This window comes from Solwaraspora sp. WMMD406 (genome assembly GCF_029626025.1).
GTDB lineage: Bacteria > Actinomycetota > Actinomycetes > Mycobacteriales > Micromonosporaceae > Micromonospora_E.
On record NZ_JARUBF010000001.1, the window covers coordinates 3,243,915 to 3,261,232 of the forward strand.

At 72.9% G+C, this 17,318-nt stretch carries 12 protein-coding genes and 1 pseudogene; 7 read left to right on the forward strand and 6 right to left on the reverse strand.

The window, feature by feature from the left end; translation table 11 throughout:
* Window positions 1-160: 160 nt before the first annotated feature.
* From O7632_RS14570 to O7632_RS14580, 3 genes and pseudogenes are all read left to right on the forward strand, one after another.
* The gene (locus O7632_RS14570; protein WP_278114820.1) at window positions 161-1,006 is read left to right on the forward strand and encodes a hypothetical protein; all 846 of its coding nucleotides are present in this window, start codon (window positions 161-163) and stop codon (window positions 1,004-1,006) included.
* A pseudogene (locus tag O7632_RS14575) lies at window positions 1,003-2,588 on the forward strand (DNA polymerase Y family protein). The gene O7632_RS14570 and the pseudogene O7632_RS14575 overlap by 4 nt, the downstream one beginning before the upstream one ends.
* A gap of 162 nt (window positions 2,589-2,750) precedes the next feature.
* Window positions 2,751-6,131 carry an error-prone DNA polymerase gene (locus O7632_RS14580; RefSeq protein WP_278114822.1) on the forward strand — a complete coding sequence of 1,127 codons (3,381 nt, stop codon included), beginning with the start codon at window positions 2,751-2,753 and terminating at the stop codon, window positions 6,129-6,131.
* A gap of 43 nt (window positions 6,132-6,174) precedes the next feature.
* Here the strand turns inward: O7632_RS14580 and O7632_RS14585 are convergent, their stop codons facing one another.
* The 3 genes from O7632_RS14585 to O7632_RS14595 form a co-directional block, all read right to left on the reverse strand.
* The gene (locus tag O7632_RS14585) at window positions 6,175-7,158 is read right to left on the reverse strand and encodes a hypothetical protein (protein WP_278114824.1); all 984 of its coding nucleotides are present in this window, start codon (window positions 7,156-7,158) and stop codon (window positions 6,175-6,177) included.
* The gene (locus O7632_RS14590; protein ID WP_278114826.1) at window positions 7,155-7,487 is read right to left on the reverse strand and encodes a PadR family transcriptional regulator; all 333 of its coding nucleotides are present in this window, start codon (window positions 7,485-7,487) and stop codon (window positions 7,155-7,157) included. The genes O7632_RS14585 and O7632_RS14590 overlap by 4 nt, the downstream gene beginning before the upstream one ends.
* A 68-nt stretch (window positions 7,488-7,555) precedes the next feature.
* Entirely contained in the window at window positions 7,556-8,197 is a 642-nt protein-coding gene (locus tag O7632_RS14595) for a hypothetical protein (RefSeq protein WP_278114827.1), read from the reverse strand.
* A gap of 205 nt (window positions 8,198-8,402) precedes the next feature.
* On the opposite strand from O7632_RS14595, the gene O7632_RS14600 reads away from it, so the two are divergent.
* From O7632_RS14600 to O7632_RS14610, 3 genes are all read left to right on the forward strand, one after another.
* Complete coding sequence (locus tag O7632_RS14600; RefSeq protein WP_278114829.1) at window positions 8,403-9,152, forward strand: methyltransferase domain-containing protein; 750 nt, start codon at window positions 8,403-8,405, stop codon at window positions 9,150-9,152.
* Window positions 9,149-10,336: a nucleotide pyrophosphatase/phosphodiesterase family protein gene (locus O7632_RS14605; RefSeq protein WP_347403575.1), complete on the forward strand. Its 1,188-nt coding sequence runs from the start codon at window positions 9,149-9,151 to the stop codon at window positions 10,334-10,336. The genes O7632_RS14600 and O7632_RS14605 overlap by 4 nt, the downstream gene beginning before the upstream one ends.
* 294 nt (window positions 10,337-10,630) lie before the next feature.
* On the forward strand, window positions 10,631-11,017 hold the full coding sequence (locus tag O7632_RS14610) for a DUF3040 domain-containing protein (RefSeq protein ID WP_278114830.1): 387 nt from the start codon (window positions 10,631-10,633) through the stop codon (window positions 11,015-11,017).
* Window positions 11,018-11,406: 389 nt separating this feature from the next.
* Here O7632_RS14610 and O7632_RS14615 read toward each other — a convergent pair whose 3' ends face one another.
* From O7632_RS14615 to O7632_RS14625, 3 genes are read right to left on the reverse strand one after another with little or no spacing between them, the layout of a single operon-like run.
* On the reverse strand, window positions 11,407-13,869 hold the full coding sequence (locus tag O7632_RS14615) for a DUF3488 and transglutaminase-like domain-containing protein (RefSeq protein ID WP_278114832.1): 2,463 nt from the start codon (window positions 13,867-13,869) through the stop codon (window positions 11,407-11,409).
* Window positions 13,866-15,164, reverse strand: a complete 1,299-nt coding sequence (locus O7632_RS14620) for a DUF58 domain-containing protein (RefSeq protein WP_278114833.1) — start codon at window positions 15,162-15,164, stop codon at window positions 13,866-13,868. The genes O7632_RS14615 and O7632_RS14620 overlap by 4 nt, the downstream gene beginning before the upstream one ends.
* 4 nt (window positions 15,165-15,168) lie before the next feature.
* The gene (locus O7632_RS14625) at window positions 15,169-16,236 is read right to left on the reverse strand and encodes a MoxR family ATPase (protein WP_278114834.1); all 1,068 of its coding nucleotides are present in this window, start codon (window positions 16,234-16,236) and stop codon (window positions 15,169-15,171) included.
* Between the two features lie 393 nt (window positions 16,237-16,629).
* Between O7632_RS14625 and O7632_RS14630 the strand changes: the two genes are divergently transcribed.
* On the forward strand, window positions 16,630-17,301 hold the full coding sequence (locus O7632_RS14630; protein ID WP_278114835.1) for a universal stress protein: 672 nt from the start codon (window positions 16,630-16,632) through the stop codon (window positions 17,299-17,301).
* Window positions 17,302-17,318 lie beyond the last annotated feature (17 nt).

The following is a 17,318-nucleotide window of genomic DNA, read 5'->3' on the forward strand; positions in this document are numbered from 1 at the left end:
GATCCGAATCCGCGAGCCTGGATTCGGATCCGGACGCGCGTGACGATCGCGCGGCGCGACTCACCTGGCGTGACACCCCCGCCGCCGGCATCCGTGGTGCCGGCGGCGGACGACGCACGCGTACCACGACAGACGAGAACACTCGGGGGAGGCAGCAGAGATGGCGGGGCGCATGGTGGCCGGGACGGCGGCGTTGGCGGCGGTCGCCGCCGGCCTGGTCCGCCCCGCGAGCGCCCTGGCCGGGGCGGCCGTCGCGGCGCACCCCGCCGACACCGCGTCAGCCCCCGACACCGCGTCAGCCCCCGACGCCGCGCCGGCCTCCGGTATCGACCAGGCGTTGCCGGTGCCGGCCGCGTTGGCCAGCCTGCTCCCCGGGCGCGGCCTGCGCCGGGGCTCCACCGTCAACGTACTGCCGCACCGGTCGGCCCGGCTCGGTGCCACCTCCCTGCTGCTGGCCCTGCTCGCCGAGGCGTCCCGGGCAGGCCTGTGGTGCGCCGTCGTCGGAGTGCCGGCGCTGGGCGCGGGTGCCGCCGCCGAGCTGGGCATCGCCCTGGACCGGCTGGCGCTGGTGCCCTACCCCGGCCCGGACTGGCCGACGGTGGTCGCCGCGCTGATCGACGGCGTGGACGTGGTGGTCGTCGCCGCCCCCGCCGCCGTGACACCGCAGGTCACCGGTCGGCTCGCCGCCCGAGCCCGGCAGCGGGGCTGCGTGCTGGTGCCGTGCGGCCGGTGGGACGCCGCCGACGTCACCCTGCAGGTGGTACGCGGCCGATGGGAAGGGCTCGGGGCGGGCCGGGGTCGGCTGCGTCGCCGGGAGATGGTGATCGCGGCCCGGGGCCGGGGCGCGATGAGCCGACCCCGCGAGCTACGGGTCTGGCTACCCGGTGGCAGCGGCCCTGCGGTAGGCGTCACCGCGCCGTCGGACGTCACCGCGCCAGCGGCCACCGTCGAGCCGTCGCCGCGCCGGTCGGGCCGGCCCGAGCTGACCGTGGTGCGGGCGAGATGAGCCGCACCGACCGGTCCGCCACCCGGGCCATGGTGGTCTGGTGCCCGGACTGGCCGGTGACCGCCGCCGAGATCGTCGACGGGGTGCCGGCCACCGCGCCGGTGGCGGTGCTGCACGCCAACCGGGTGATCGCCTGTTCGGACACCGCCCGAGCCGACGGCGTACACCCGGGACTGCGCCGCCGGGAGGCACAGAGCCGCTGCCCCGGGCTCACCGTGATCGACCACGACCCGTCCCGCGACGCGCGGGCGTTCGAACCGGTCGTCACCGCCGTCGAGCAGATCGTCGCCGGCGTCGAGGTGCTCCGCGCCGGGGCGTGCGTGGTCGTCGCCCGTGGCCCGGCCCGCTACTTCGGCGGCGAGGACCGGGCGGCCGAGCAGATCGTCGAACACGTCGCGCAGAACTGCGAGGTCGAATGCCAGGTCGGCGTCGCCGACGGCAGCTTCGCCGCCGGGCTTGCCGCCCGTACCGGCCGGATCGTCGCCCCCGGCGCCAGCGCGGCGTTCCTGGCCGACCTGCCGCTACGGGTGCTCGGCCGACCCGAGCTGACCGACCTGCTGCGCCGGCTCGGCCTACGGACCCTCGGCGACTTCGCCGCCCTGCCGGCCGGTGACGTGCTCGCCCGGTTCGGTCCGGACGCCGCCCTGGCCCACCGGCTGGCCGCCGGCCGCGACGAGCAGCCGTTCACCCCGCGCCGACCGCCACCGGACCTGGCCGTCACCGCCGACTACGACGACCCGCTCGACCGGGTCGACGTGGCGGCGTTCGCCGCCCGCGCCCTGGCCGAGCAACTCCACGACCGGCTCGCCGGACACGGCCTGGCCTGCACCCGGCTCGGCATCGACGCGGTCACCGGGCACGGCCAGGAACTGCACCGCGTCTGGCGGCACGACGGCGTACTCACCGCCGCCGCGATCGCAGACCGGCTGCGCTGGCAGCTCGACGGCTGGCTGACCGGCGCCACCGCCCGACGGCCCGGCACCGGCGACGCCGCGCTACCGCCGGCACCGACCGCCGGGATCATCCGGCTACGGCTGATCCCCGACGGGGTGCTCGCACAGGCCGCGCTGCAGCCCGGCCTGTGGGGGGAGACCGGTGAGGAACGGGCCCGCGCGCATCGGGCGCTCAGCCGGGTGCAGGGCCTGCTCGGGCCGGAATCGGTGGTGACCGCCGTGCCCGGCGGCGGCCGGTCCCCGGTCGACCAGGTCCGCTTCGTCCCGTGGGGTGACGAACGGGTGCCGGCCCGCCCCGGCGCACCGCCCTGGCCGGGCCGGCTGCCGCCGCCGGCCCCGGCGATCGTGCTACCCGCGCCGCTGCCCGCCGAGGTGTACGACGCGACCGGTGCCCCCGTCACCGTCGACGCCCGGCTGGTGCTCAGCGCCGTACCGGCCCGGCTGGCCGTCGACTCCGCCGCCCCCGTCAACGTCACCGGCTGGGCCGGCCCGTGGCCGATCGACGAACGCTGGTGGCACCGGCCGAGGCACGCCGGCGGGCCCGGTTCCAGGTCGCCCTGGCCGACGGCAGCGCCCTGCTGATCGCCCGCGCCGACGGGCGCTGGGTGGTGGAGGCCATCTATGACTAGCGCGTACCGGGCTGTGAGCCACCGGGCCGAGGCCACCTGGGTGGGCATTGTCTCGCCAGCGCTGATCCTGCTCGGGGATCACGATCCTCCGAGGGGATCAGCGCCGGCGGGACATTCGGTTCGGCGTTCGTCGGTGCGGGCAACTGCCGCCGAGGTACGTCGATGAGCTTTCACAACCCGGACATGCCCTGGTCCGAGCTGGAGCGGACGCTGTCCGGCCGACGGTCGGACGGGCGGCAGGCGGACGACCAGCGGTCGGACGGGCAGCGGTCGGCCGCGCCGCAGCCAGCCGCACCGTCGGCCGTGCCGCCGGACGCCGCCGGGGGCGGGCCGGTCACGCCGTACGCCGAACTGCACTGCCACAGCAACTTCAGCTTCCTCGACGGGGCCAGCCACCCGGAGGAACTGGTCGAGGAAGCGGTCCGGCTGGGGCTGACCGCGCTGGCCGTCACCGACCACGACGGTTTCTACGGGGTGGTCCGGTTCGCCGAGGCGGCCGCCGCCCACGGGCTGCCGACGGTGTTCGGCGCCGAGCTGTCCCTCGGCGCGCAGACCGTGACCGCCCAGCGGGGCAAGGCGGGGGACCGGCGGGCGGTGCCGCGTACCGGGGACCCGGATCCGGCCGGTCGGCACCTGCTGGCACTGGCCCGTGGCCCGGCCGGGTACGCCCGGCTGGCCCGCGTCATCTCCCGGGCGCAGCTGCGCGGCGGGGAGAAGGGCCGACCCGACTACGGCACCCTGGAGCAGGTCGCCGCCGAGTTGCGCGACCACGTACTGGTGCTCACCGGGTGCCGCAAAGGGCCGGTGCCGGCGGCACTGCGTACCGGCGGAGCGGCCGCCGCCGACGCGGAGCTGGACCGGCTGGTGGCGCTGTTCGGCGCGGACGGCGTCGCGGTCGAGCTGACCGACCACGGGCATCCGGACGACGGCGACCGCAACGACGCTCTCGCCGCGCTGGCCCGCGCCCGGGGTCTGCCGACGGTGGCCAGCGGCAACGTGCACTACGCCGCGCCGGCCCGGCACCGGATGGCCGCCGTGCTGGCCGCGATCCGGGCCCGGCGCGGCCTGGACGACATCGACGGCTGGCTGCCCGCCGCCGGCACCGCCCACCTGCGCTCCGGGGCCGAGATGGCGGCCCGGTTCGCCGACTACCCGGATGCGGTGGCCCGGGCCGCCGGCTACGGCGCCGAGCTGGCCTTCGACCTGCAGCTGGTCGCCCCCCGGTTGCCGGACCACCCGGTGCCGGCCGGGCACACCGAGATGAGCTGGCTGCGGGAGCTGACCTGGCGGGGCGCGCTGGACCGCTACGGCCCGCGCGAGGCGCACCCGGAGGCGTATCGGCAGCTCGACCACGAACTCGACATGATCGACAAGCTGGACTTCCCCGGCTACTTCCTGGTCGTGCACGACATCGTGGCGTTCTGCCGGGAACAGGACATCTACTGCCAGGGGCGGGGGTCGGCGGCCAACTCGGCGGTCTGCTACGCGCTGCGGATCACCAACGTCGACGCGGTCCGCCACCGACTGCTGTTCGAGCGGTTCCTCGCCCCGGAACGCGACGGCCCGCCCGACATCGACGTCGACATCGAGTCCGGCCGCCGCGAGGAGGTCATCCAGTACGTGTACCGCCGCTACGGGCGGGAACACACCGCCCAGGTGGCCAACGTGATCTCGTACCGGCCCCGGTCGGCGGTGCGCGACGTGGCCCGCGCGTTCGGGTTCTCACCCGGCCAGCAGGACGCCTGGAGCAAACAGATCGACCACTACGGCGCGGTCGCGACGGCTGGTGCGGACATCCCGGCGCAGGTGGTGGCGTACGCCGACGAACTGCAGACCTTCCCCCGGCACCTGGGCATCCACTCCGGCGGGATGGTGATCTGCGACCGGCCGGTGATCGAGGTCTGCCCGGTGGAGTGGGCCCGGATGCCGGGGCGCACCGTGCTGCAGTGGGACAAGGACGACTGCGCCAGCGTCGGCCTGGTCAAGTTCGACCTGCTCGGCCTGGGCATGCTGACCGCGCTGCACGACGCGCACGACCTGATCGGCTCCGAACTGGACCTGGGCGCCATGTCGCTGGACGACCCCGAGGTGTACGCGATGCTGTGCCGGGCCGACTCGGTCGGGGTGTTCCAGGTGGAGAGCCGCGCGCAGATGGCCACCCTGCCCCGGCTGAAACCGACCTGCTTCTACGACCTGGTCGTCGAGGTGGCGTTGATCCGGCCCGGCCCGATCCAGGGCGGCTCGGTGCACCCGTACATCCGGCGGCGCAACGGCCAGGAGCCGGTGACCTACCCGCATCCGCTGATGCGCAACGCGCTGGAGAAGACCCTCGGGGTGCCGCTGTTCCAGGAACAGCTGATGCAGCTGGCGATCGACCTGGCCGGCTTCGACGCCGCCGGCGCCGACCAGCTACGCCGGGCGATGGGGTCGAAACGCTCGGCGCAGCGGATGGCCGCCATCCGCGACCGGCTGTACGCCGGGATGGCCGGCCGGGGCATCACCGGTGACCTGGCCGACGACCTTTACCTGAAGCTGAGCGCGTTCGCCAGCTTCGGCTTTCCGGAGAGCCACGCGATGAGCTTCGCCTACCTGGTGTACGCCAGCGCCTGGCTCAAGCGCTACCACCCGGCCCCGTTCCTGGCCGCGTTGCTCAGCGCCCAGCCGATGGGGTTCTACTCGCCGCAGACCCTGGTCGACGACGCCCGCCGGCACGGGGTACGGGTGCACCGGCCGGACGTCAACGCCAGCGGCGCGGCCGCCACCCTGGTCGTCGACGCCCGTACCCGGTGGGGTGGCGCGCCGGGGGAGCCGCCGCACCGGTGGGGGGTCGGCGGCCCGCAAGTGCGCCTCGGCCTGTCGGCGGTACGGAGCATCGGTGACGACCTGGCCGAGCGGATCGAGGCCGAGCGGTCCGGGCACGGGCCGTACCGGGACATGCCGGACCTGGCCCGCCGGGTCGGACTGACCGCCGCCCAGCTGGAGGCCCTGGCCACCGCCGACGCGTTCGCCTGTTTCGGGCTGACCCGTCGGCAGGCGCTCTGGGCGGCCGGCGCCGCCGCGCAGGAACGCGCCGACCGGCTGCCCGGGGTCGCGTCGACCGCCGGGGGCACCGCGCCGACCCTGCCCGGTCTGGACCAGGTCGACGCGTTGATGGCCGACGTGTGGGCCACCGGGCTGTCGCCGGACACCCACCCGGTGCGGTTCGTCCGGGACCGGCTGGCCGCCGCCGGGGCGGTGCCGATCGCCGAGCTGGGCCGGGTCGACGCCGGCACCCGGATTCGGGTCGGCGGCATCGTCACCCACCGGCAGCGCCCGGCGACTGCCGGTGGGGTGACGTTCGTCAATCTGGAGGACGAGACCGGGATGCTCAACGTGACCTGCTCACCCGGGCTGTGGCAGCGCTACCGAACGGTGGCCCGGTCCAGCGCCGCCCTGCTGGTACGGGGCCGGCTGGAGAAAGCCGAAGGGGTGCTCAACCTGGTCGCCGACCGGCTGGACGCGGTCACCACCCCGGTCAGCCCGGCGTCCCGGGACTTCCGCTGATGAATACCCGGCCGCTGATGAATACCCGGCCGCTGCCGCGCGATCAGCTCGGCGACGGGTCGGGGGCCGGGGTGGTGTCGGCGCTCGGGGTCAGCGTGGGTAGTTCGAACGGGTTCCGCTCGGGACAGAGCGGGTAGGGGTACTCCACACTCGGGTCGCGCGCGGTGATCCGGCCGCCCTCACGCCGGAGGCTCTGACCGACCCGCAGCTGCTCCAGGTCTGACAACTCGCACCAGTCCGGGTAGCCGAGGGTGATCGGCGCGCCGTTCTCGTCGAAGAGCCGGGCGCCCTCGACCAGCCGGCCCTGGCTGTCGTAGACGTACACGTCCAGCGGGGCCGGCGGCGGGGGAGCGAGGTACATCGCGCCGCCGTTCGACGCGATGGCATCCGGACCATCTGACGCTGATGCGGAGTGGAACAGGACGTACGAGGCGAACCACAGCACCGCCAGGGCGGTGGCGACGGCCACCACCAGCCGTGGCCAACGAGTCGGCCGCTGTCCCCGGCGACCGAGCCAGACCGAGCCGGTCACGGCCACGGCGAGCAGCAGCAAACCGGCCAGAACGCTGTCACCGGGGGTGGGCAGCGGCCCGGAGATCCCGCCGAAGACGAGGTGGGTGAAAAGCAGCGCGGCGAGATAGCCGCGCAGCACCCACCAGCCGGGGCGCAGCGACCGCAGGAACTCGCTGGCACTGCTGTAACCGAGGACCGGTCCGATCCGGTGATCGACCCGGTTCAGCCGGGTGCGGGCGCGCTGCCAGGCGGCGCCGGCCCGCTGCCCGTAGCCGGGGGCCGGGGTGTCCGCCGTCGGGGCGTCCGGTGCCACGCTGGCGCGCAGTTCGGCGGCGTACGCCGTTGGTTCGCCGAGCCGGTCGATCAGGGTGCCGTCGCCCTCGGCAAGTACCTCGGCGAGATGCTCGGGCAGGTCTTCCATCAGGTCGTCGCGGACCGTCTCCGGTAGATCGGCCAGGGCGGCCCGGACCTGCTCGACGTAGTGCGTGACCTCTGTCTGCGTCGCGGCGTTCACACCGCCACCCCCCGATCGTCGAGTAGGTTGTCCATCGTGGCGGCGAAGCCGCGCCAGACCTTGCCGGAGCGGGCCAGGTGGTCGCGGCCGGCGGCGTTGAGTGAGTAGTACTTGCGATGTGGGCCTTCCTCGGACGGGACCACGTAGGTGGTCAACAGTCCGGCCTGGAACAGTCGACGCAGGGTGCCGTAGACCGAAGCGTCGCCGACCTCGTCCAACCCGGCCGCCCGTAGCCGCCGCAGGATGTCGTATCCGTAGCCGTCCTCGCGTTGCAGCACCGCGAGGACGGCGAGGTCGAGCACCCCTTTGAGGAGTTGGGTGGTATCCACGCGATACACGCTACTGTCTAGTGCGAAGTACCGTCAACCGCAGAGCAGATGTCCTGGATGTCGCGGACCTACTGCTCGACGACGGCGATCTCGTTGACGATCGCCTTCACCGTGATGGTCTTCTCGGCCGTGGCGCCATCCTCGGTCACCGTCAGGGTGTAGGTGTGCTTCTGGTAGCTCCCCGGCGCGCCGGCGCAGGGGAAGGAGAGGGTTTCGCTACCCTCCGGGCCCTCGTAGCTCTGGTAGACCCCCGGTCCGTCGACCGAGAGGCTGACCGTCGGCTGCCCGGTCGTCTTCCAGGCGAGGGTGACCGGTGTGCCGTCGATCGGCGCCAGGGTCGTGCCGGCCGGGCAGGACGGTTCGCCGGTGACCGCGAACGAGACGATCGTCGGCCCGGTCGACTGCCCGCCGCCGGTCGAGCCGCTGTTGCCGCCTCCGCTGTTGCCGTTGCCGGAGTTGCCGTTGTTGCCGCCCCCGGTGGCGCCGTCGCCGGTCTGGCCGCTGTCACCGCTGGTGCCCGAGGCGCCGTCAGCCGGCTCTGATCCATCCGTGGCCGCCGACGGGGCTCCGCCCAGCCCGCCGACGCCGCTCGGATCGACCGACGCGCTGTCCGATCCAGGGGTTGGATTCTCGGCCGCCCCACAACCGGTCAGCCCGATCGCGACCGTCGCGGCGGCGGCGAGTGCGAACCGCAGTCCAAGCGTTGTCATGCTTTCCTCCAGGAACCGCAAGCGCCGGCTGTGGCCGCCGGCCTGGCACTCACGGTAGGAGCCCGGTCACCCTCGTGAATCCCGCATTCGTGCCGCCCTGCGCCGATTCCGTCCGCGCCGGTCCCGTCCGCGCCGGTCCCGTCCGCGCCGGTCCCGTCCGGCCCGCGCCGATCCTCGCCACCGGTGGGCCGATAGGCTCGCGCGAGTGGAGCGAACACACACCCGAAGCGGTCCCACCGCCGGTTCCCGTACCGCCGTCGTCTGGTCGGTGATCCGGGGTGAACTGGACCGGTCCGGAACCCGTCCGCTGACCGTGGTCGACGTCGGCGGTGGCACCGGCGGGTTCGCCGTACCGCTGGCGCAGGCCGGCCACCGGGTCACCGTGGTCGACGCCAGTCCCGACGCGCTGGCCGCCTTGACCCGACGTGCCGCCGACGCCGACGTCGCCGACCGGATCGACGCCGTACAGGGCGACGGCGACGCCCTCGCCGGCCTGATCGAGGCGGCCAGCGCCGACCTGGTCCTGTGCCACGCGGTGCTGGAGGTCGTCGACGAACCCGAGCGGGTCGTCCAGGCACTCGCCGCCGTGCTGCGACCCGGAGGCGCGGCGAGCGTCCTGGTCGCGGGACGGGCGGCGGCCGTGATCGCCCGGGCGGTGAACGGGCAATTCGACCTCGCCGCCGCCATGCTCGCCGATCCCGACGGTCGATGGGGATCGCGGGACACCCTGCGCCGCCGCTACGACGCGCGGAGCGCCACCGATCTGCTCACCTCCGCCGGCCTGCGGGTCGAGCAGATCCACGGGGTACGGGTGCTGGCCGACCTGCTGCCGGCGGCCGTCGCGGAAAGTGACCCGCAGGCCGTTACCGAGTTGGAACTCGCGGCTGCGGCCCATCCGCCGTACCGGGATCTGGCCACCCAGCTGCACCTGTTCGCCCGCCGCCTGCCCGCATGAGCGGACCGGACCCGATGATGGTCGAGGCCGACCTGCTGCGGCCGGCCCGACCGGAGTACGGCGAGGCCAGCCTGGCCGACGTGCTGCCCAGCGCGCTGGCCGTACTCGGCGTACCCGGTGCGGTCGATGTGCTCGGGCTGACCGGCCCACTCGCCGGTGTCCGCCGGCTCGTCGTACTGCTCGTCGACGGCCTCGGCTGGCACCAGTTACCGGCGGCCGGTCGGGTGGCCCCGGCCCTGGCCCGGCTGGCCGCCGCGCCGACGGCGCGGCGACTCACCACGGGATTTCCGTCCACGACGCCGACCAGCCTGGTCAGCCTCGGGACCGGTGTCGCGCCGGGAGCGCATGGTGTGCTCGGCTTCCGCACCGCCGTACCGGGCACGGACCGGGTGCTCAACCACATCGAGTGGCGCGACGATCCGGACCCGCTCCGGTGGCAGCCGGTGCCCACCCAGCTACAGCGGGCCGAGGCCGCCGGCGTCGCGGTCACCGTCGTCAGCCGACCCGAGTACGCCGGTAGCGGGTTGACCGTGGCGGCGAATCGGGGCGGTGTCTATCGGGGTGCGGTGGACGTCGATCAACTGGCCACCGAACTGCTGACCGTTGTCGCGGCCGGGGACGGTCCGGTGCTGGTGTCCGGATATCATCCGGATCTGGACCGGCGCGGGCACCGGTTCGGGGTCGAATCCGAGCCGTGGCTGGCGGCAGTGGTCGAGCTGGACCGGCTGGTGGGCCGCCTGGTCGCCGGGCTGCCGGCGGACGCGGCCCTGCTGGTCACCGCCGATCACGGCCAGCTCAACGTGCCGGCGGAGCCGGACTACCGGTTCGACCTGGACACCGACCCCCGGCTGCGGGCCGGCGTACGGCTGGTCGCGGGGGAGCCACGGGTGCGCTACCTGCACACCCTGCCCGGCGCGACCGACGACGTGGTGGCGGCCTGGCGGAGTGTTCTCGGTCCGGCCGCCTGGGTGGCGCGGCGCGCCGAGCTGGTCGAGGCGGGCTGGTTCGGTCCGGTGCCGGCCGATCATCTGCCCCGCATCGGCGACGTGGTGGTGGTGTGTCAGGAACGGTTCGTGGTGGTGGCCACCGAGACCGATCCGGTCGGCTCGTCGTTGATCGGGTTCCACGGTGGGGTGACCGAGATGGAGCTGTCCATCCCGCTGTTGGTCGCCACCACGGGGTGATCCCGGCCCACTCCCGCCTGCGGGGCAGGTCGGACTTATCAGAATGTTCGCTGTATACCTGGAGCGAAGACATCAAGATCGGCGGAAGACCGGATCGGCGCGACCTGGCTTACCAATGGCCGGCTACGCTGTTACGGGGTAATGACGTCCGCCGGACGGAAAATCAACCCAGGCGGTAGGTCGTCCCGCTTTCCGACCCGCGAACCCCCTCGTAGACTTGCGGGTAAGCAGCCGGTTGGCTGCCACGGTCTGTCGGTCCGACCGGACCGACCAACGTGACCGGGGAGGAGTGCCGTGCCGCTCTCGGAGCACGAGCAGCGGCTGTTCGAGCAGATCGAGCGGTCGCTTGCCGAGGACCCCAAATTCGCCTCGGCCGTGCGCGCCAGCGACCCGCGTTTCCACGCGCGGCGTCGCCTGCTCGTCGCTGCCGGTGTGATCATCGTTGGCCTTGCCCTGGTCGTCTACGGCACGGTGAGCAAAGTGTCGCTGATTGGTGTGGCCGGTTTCGTGGTCATGCTCGGCGCCGCCGCGTTCGCCATGCAGTCCCAACGCAAGTCGAGCTCACCCGATCTCCGGGTGGTCGGCGGGACCGCACGCCGTAAGACCCGCAGTGGGCGGCGGTCGTCGTTGATCGACCGGCTGGAGGAGCGTTGGCGCCAACGCCCGGAAGGCCATCGCTGACCTAGCGCAGGCTGATCGGCTGCCCGGTGACCATGACCGGGCGGCTTCACCATGCCCGCGTCACCGGCCGGTGTTCCGCGGAGCCGTACGCTTGCCCACCCAGCGCCCGGCGCGGGGTGCCGTGTCCGGCCGGTGGGCCGTGCGGCCCCTGGTCGGGACGGGGTCACCCCTGCTGCGGCATGTCCATCCTGCACGCGAGCGATTATGCCCGCTGCGTCAGTGCCAGGTGCTGTTTTCGCCCGATCTCAGCGCCCTTCAGGCGACATGAAGGGCTTTCGGGTCGACTGGGGTATTCGCGTGGCCTCTGCCAAGCCCGGCGGCCAAGATCAGCGCCAGGTCCAGCGGCGGAGGTCAGCGTCAGATCCAGCGGCCAAGATCAGCGGCCGAGATCAGCGGCCGAACCGGCTGGTCAGCAGCCTTCGCGGGCTGAACCGCAGCATCGACTCCCGCCAGACACCCACGGCACCGAACGCTCGACCGGACACGTCCATCAGCTGGGCCCGCCAGTGCAGCAGCACCGACGGCGGCAGCAGACGGGCGACGATCCGGGTACGCCGGCTCGCCCCGGCGGACAACGCCTGACGGGTACGGCGTAGCGCGTCGACCAGCGGTGCCCCCGGCATCGGCTCCCGGGCGTACCGGGCCCGTTCCTCGGCCTGACCGAGGAGCCGGACCGCGTCGGCGGCGGTGTCCCGCACCGCCTCCGACGCCGCGAGCCGAGCCGCCGTCGCCCGTGGTGTCTCCGACCTGTCCACCACGACGCGCAGGTCGACCATGGTGTCGATCAGTTCCGTCCAGGCCGCGTGCGCGTGCTCCCGGGCGTGGTCGACATCGCCGCCGGTGACCACCATCACCGGGCCGGCGGCGTCGCCGTCGGCCGCGATCCGTGGTCCCGGGGTGCCCGAGGTCCGGGCCAGCCGTCGGCGGCGTACCGAGGCCCGGTGCAGGGCCGGCAGCGCCAGCAGCGCGATCAGCACGATCGCCCCGGCCAGTGTCCACCACGGCCAGGTCGGACCGGAGGACGCGCTACCGCTGGCACCGGCACCCTCGTCGCCCTCGTCGATGTTGCCCGGACCGGCGTCGGGCAGCGGCCCGGCGGACGGCACCGCCCCCGGCGCGACGCTCGGCGCCACGGTCGGGTCGGTCGCCTCCGGCGCGTCCACGTCCGGTGCCCAGTCCGAACGTACCGAACCCGGCACACTCGCCGCCGGCGTCGGATCGAACGGCACCCAACCGAGCCCGTCGAAATAGACCTCAGTCCAGGCATGCAGGTTCAGATTGGTCAGGGTGTAGGTGTTCTCCAGCTGTCGCGAACCGTTCGTGAAGCCGAAGGCGACCCGGGCCGGGATGCCGGCCGCGCGCACCATCCAGGCCATCGCGGCGGCGTACTGCTGGCAGAAACCCACCTTGTTGTCCAGGAAGTTGACGATGTCCTGGCTGGCCGTACCGCCCTCGGTGGCGAGGCTGTAGCTGAACCCGTTGTCCCGCGAGAAATGGTCGTAGATCGCCCGTACCCGGTCGTAGTCGCTGCGCGACCCGTCGACCAGTTCGCCGACCAGCGCGGTGACCTGCGGCACCTGCGGCACCGGCGTGAACTGCTGCCAGATCGGGTCGTCGACGGTGAGCGACGGGGACCGGCGCAGCGCCCCCGGCGTGTACGACGAGCGGACATAGGTGAATTCGTAGGTCAACCCGCGGGCCCGGGACCGGCCGGAGAAGACGACCTGCGCGGTCGGGTCGTACGCCCACGACCCGTCGATGTCGCGCATCTCCACCGGTACGGCGTACGTCGGCAGCAGCGCCATGTTGAAGTCGTCGGTGACCTCGACGCTTGCCTCGAACTCCTCGTGGCTGACGCCGGAGGAGCGGATCCGGGGATCCTCGCGGGGATCGGACAGCGCCAGCGCCGACGACGGGCGGCCCCGGGGCGGGCGGCTGGCGAAGCCGTCGTCACGGACCTCGTCGGCCACCCCGATCCGCAGGTATGCCGGGTTCGGGTCGTCCGTGGTCACCCGGACCATCTCGGTGACCTCGGTCTGGTTGAGCTGACCACTCAACGCCGCGAAGAGATTGACCTGACCCGGCCCGTTGCCCAACCCGCTGCCCGAGCCGCCGCCGCCCAACGTGCTCAACAGACCCGAGGTCATCCCAGGGATCGCCAGCGGGATGGCGACCGCGACCACCACCCCGACCACCGCCAGCCGGCGTCCGGCCGCGGCCAACGGCGACGGCTCCCAGACATCGACGTCGCGGCCGTCGCCGGTGAAGCGTCGGCCGAACCGGCGGACCCGGTCGACGTTGTCCGCCATCAGCAGCCACAGGTAGCCGACCGCGCCGACGACGAACGGCACCGCCGGAACGCTGTCGACGTAGATCGCCACCGGTACCGAGTAGATCGCCAGCATCGGCAGCCCGGCCAGCGCCGGTCGGCGCAACGTCACGGTCAGCAGGTCCACCACCACGGCGACCGAACCCACCCCGAGCACGGTGATGAACAGCAGGGCGTCGCCGTCCGGCACCGGTACGCCGTACACGTGCACGTCCCGGGCGGACTGCGCCAGCAGAGAGCCGAAGTGGCCGAGAGTCGCCGGGGACGGCAGCACCACGAGGAACTCGTCCCCGCTCGGGAACAACCAGGTCAGGGCGAGCAGCAGCGCGCCGACCATGGTGACCGGCTGTAGCCAGCCCGGCGCCAGCAGCGTACGGGTGAGCATCGCGGTGCCGCCCACCAGCACGACCGTGATCGTGCACTGCACCAGCCAGGTCCAGCTTTCGAAGATGGTGGCCAGCGGCGCGGCCGCCATCACCGTGGCCGCCGCGGCGACCAGACCCAGGTGCCTGCGGGTGCTCATTTCACGCCTCCGGCTACCGTCTCGGCCATCGCCGCCCGCCAGGCAAAGCCCTGCGACCCGCGGTCCAACTGCGGCCAGAGCGACGGCAACTGGTCGCCGTGGCCGACACCGACGACCCGCCAGCCGCTCTCCTGCAGCGACAGGGCGGCGGCGCTGTGCGCCCGGTCGGCCTCGACGCGTTCGGCCGGGGTGAGATTCATCCAGGTGGAGCTGTCGATCAGGACAGCGACGCAGGTCGTCCGGTTGCCGCGCAGCCCGGCCAGCAGCTCGGCCTCGGCAACGGTCAGCGCGCCCAACAGCGCCACGATCACCGAATTGTCGGACCGGCGGCGCACCTGCTCGACCAAGGTGGCGATGTCGCTACGCTGGCTGGCGGTGACGTCGGCCAGCTGATCCAGCAGCAGCCCGTCACCATCGGGCTCGGTCGCGTCGGTGTCGACGCCGATCTCGGTGACCAGACGCACCCGGTAGCCGGCGGTGCGGAAGTGCACCGCCGCGCTCGCCGCCGCGGCCACCGCCCACTCGAAGCTCGCGGTCGGACCCTCACCCCGGTGCGCGTACGCCCGGGTGTCCAACACCACCGTCGCCCGGCTTTCCCAGGGCTGCTCCTCCCGGCGCACCATCAGCTCACCGGTGCGGGCCGTGGACTTCCAGTGCACCCGGCGCAGGTCGTCACCACGTCGGTACTCACGCGTCGCCGAATCGTCCTCGCCGTGCACCGCCACCGACCGCGCCCGGCTGTCACCCGAGCCGGTGTACTCGCCGGTCAGCCGGACCGACGGCAACGACACGACCTGCGGGATCACGGTCAGCTCGTCGACACTGGGAAACGCCCGGGTAAGCTCGCAGAGTCCGAACGGGTCGGTCAGCCGGACCACCAGCGGACCCACCTCGTAGCGTCCGCGCACGTCGGCACGGACCGTGTACGCCACCGAACTGGCCTGCTGGGCGCCGAGGCGTTCCAACACCACCCGGGGCCGGCTGCCCAGCGCGTACGGCAGCCGGTCCTCCAGCAGCAGCGTGCCGGTCGGCAGCCGGGACATGTTCTGCAGCCGCAGCACGATCCGGGCGTTGGAGCCCACCGGTACCCGGTGCGGTTCGAGCGACCGGGTACACGCCAGCTTGTACCGGCTGCGACCGACGTACACAGCGGCCAGCAACGGCAGCACGGCCAGCAGGATCGCCACCCGGAGCAGATCCTTCTCACCGAGGATCAGCGCGGACAACACCGCCGCGGCACCGGCCGCGAGGAACGACCGGCCACGGGTGGTGAGGCCGCGCAGCGCCTCGCGCATCTGCTCAACGCCCTCGCGTCTCGAAGGGGACCGGCGCGCCGTCGGTGCCGAACTGGCGAGCGTCGTAGCCGGTGGCGGGAGCCGGCCGCTGCCGTTCGTGCGGCAGCGGCAGCCGGTGCACCATCTCGGCGATGATCGCGTCCGTCGTGCGCCGGGCCCGCTGCGCCTCGGCGGTGGGAATCAACCGGTGCGCCAACACCGGTACGGCGAGCACCTGCAGATCGTCGGGCAGGACGTAATCCCGGCCCTCCAACGCGGCGACGGCCCGGGCGGTACGCAGCAGCTGCAGGGTCGACCGTGGCGACGCGCCGAGCCGCAGGTCGGGTGCCTCCCGGGTGGCGGTCACCAGGTCGACGGCGTACTGCTTGACCGGATCGGCGACGTGGATCTCCCGGACGGTGGCGATCAGCCGGCGGACGCCCGGGGCGTCGGAGACCGGCCGCAGCTGGTGGATCGGATCCACCGCGCCGTGCCCGTCGAGCATCGCCAACTCGGCACCGGGATCCGGGTAACCCATCGCGATCCGGGCGGTGAACCGGTCCCGTTGCGCCTCCGGCAGGGGATAGGTCCCCTCCATCTCGATCGGGTTCTGAGTGGCGACCACCATGAACGGCGTCCGCAGCTCGTAGGTCGTCCCGTCGACTGTGACCTGCCGTTCCTCCATGCACTCCAGGAGCGCGGCCTGGGTCTTCGGCGAGGCCCGGTTGATCTCGTCACCGACCACCAGGTTGGCGAAGACGGCCCCGGGTTTGAACTCGAAGTCGTGGTTGTCCTGGTTGTAGACGCTGACCCCGGTCACGTCGGACGGCAACAGGTCCGGGGTGAACTGGATTCGGCGGACGGAGCAATCGATCGACCGGGCCAGGGCCTTGGCGAGTTTGGTCTTGCCGACGCCGGGTACGTCCTCGATCAGCAGATGACCTTCGGCGAGCAGTACGGCGAGGGCGAGCCGAACCGTTGCGGTCTTGCCCTCGATGACCTGTTCGATGTTGGCCACGATGGCGTCGGTCACGGCGCGGAACTCGTCATGGGGCATCGGAGCGCCCAGATCGTCCCAGATGTCTTGGGTCACGACCCTCCTCCTCGTCGTACGGCGTCAGCGCCGGCCGGTCCGGCTACCCACCGTGAAGTCCGTGGGAACCGTAACCACCCGCCGCACGGCTCCCACCCGCCTCTCAGGCTAACCATCTTTCCTTCATTCGCCATCCTGCGGATGCCGCCGCCTCCCTTCATTCGCCATCCTGCGGATGCCGCCGCCTCCCCTCTCCAGGTCCATCGCATGGGCGCGCGAATGCCTGGCACGGACCAGCGCCCCGCTGTGGAATACGGCGACACGTGACCGGAGGTTCAGGGGATCTGGTCGTTCGACGGTATGAACCGGGCATCCCAGGGTAGGTGAACAGGCACCAACGGATCTGCCGTCCGCAGACAGCGTCCGCAGACGGGCAGGGAAGGAAGGAGCCGGATGTCCACGGTCGGCTACGTCGCGATCGTCGTCGTGCTCTGGGTGCTGTCCGGAATCACCGCCGCCGCCGTGTTCCTGACCCGCCGAGGTCAACGGGCCTGGTACTGGTACGTCCTCGGCGCAGTGCTGGGACTGCTGTTCGTGCCGATCGCGCTGGAGCGGGGATCCCGACCCACCGGTCGGGTGGAAAGCCGAACCGCCGACGAGCCGGTGGCGCGGCACCCCGGAACCGGGCCACGAGTGCTGGTCGGACTCGACGGCTCAGCCGTGTCCGACCGCGCGCTGTCGGCCGTCGAGCACGGGCTGGCCGGGGACCCCGAAGAACTGATCCTGGTCACCGTCGTCGACGTGGCACAGGTCGATCCGGGGAACCGTACCGGGGACGAGTCGGAGCAGGTCGAGCAGGCGCGACGGCTCCTGGCCGACCGGGCCGACCAGGTCCGCGCGGCCACGCCTGGACGCGGACCCGCGACGACCACCATCGAGATCGTCACCGGACAGCCGGCCCGCGCGCTTCTCGACGTCGCGCGGACCCGCGCGGCCGACCTGATCGTCATCGGACGTCGCGGCAGCGGGGTCTCCAACCGTCTGATGGGTAGCGTCGCGGACCAGGTGGTCCGGGAATCGACACGGTCGGTCCTGGTGGCCGGCGACGACGCCAAGGACGCCTGAGTGAGCCACACCGACCC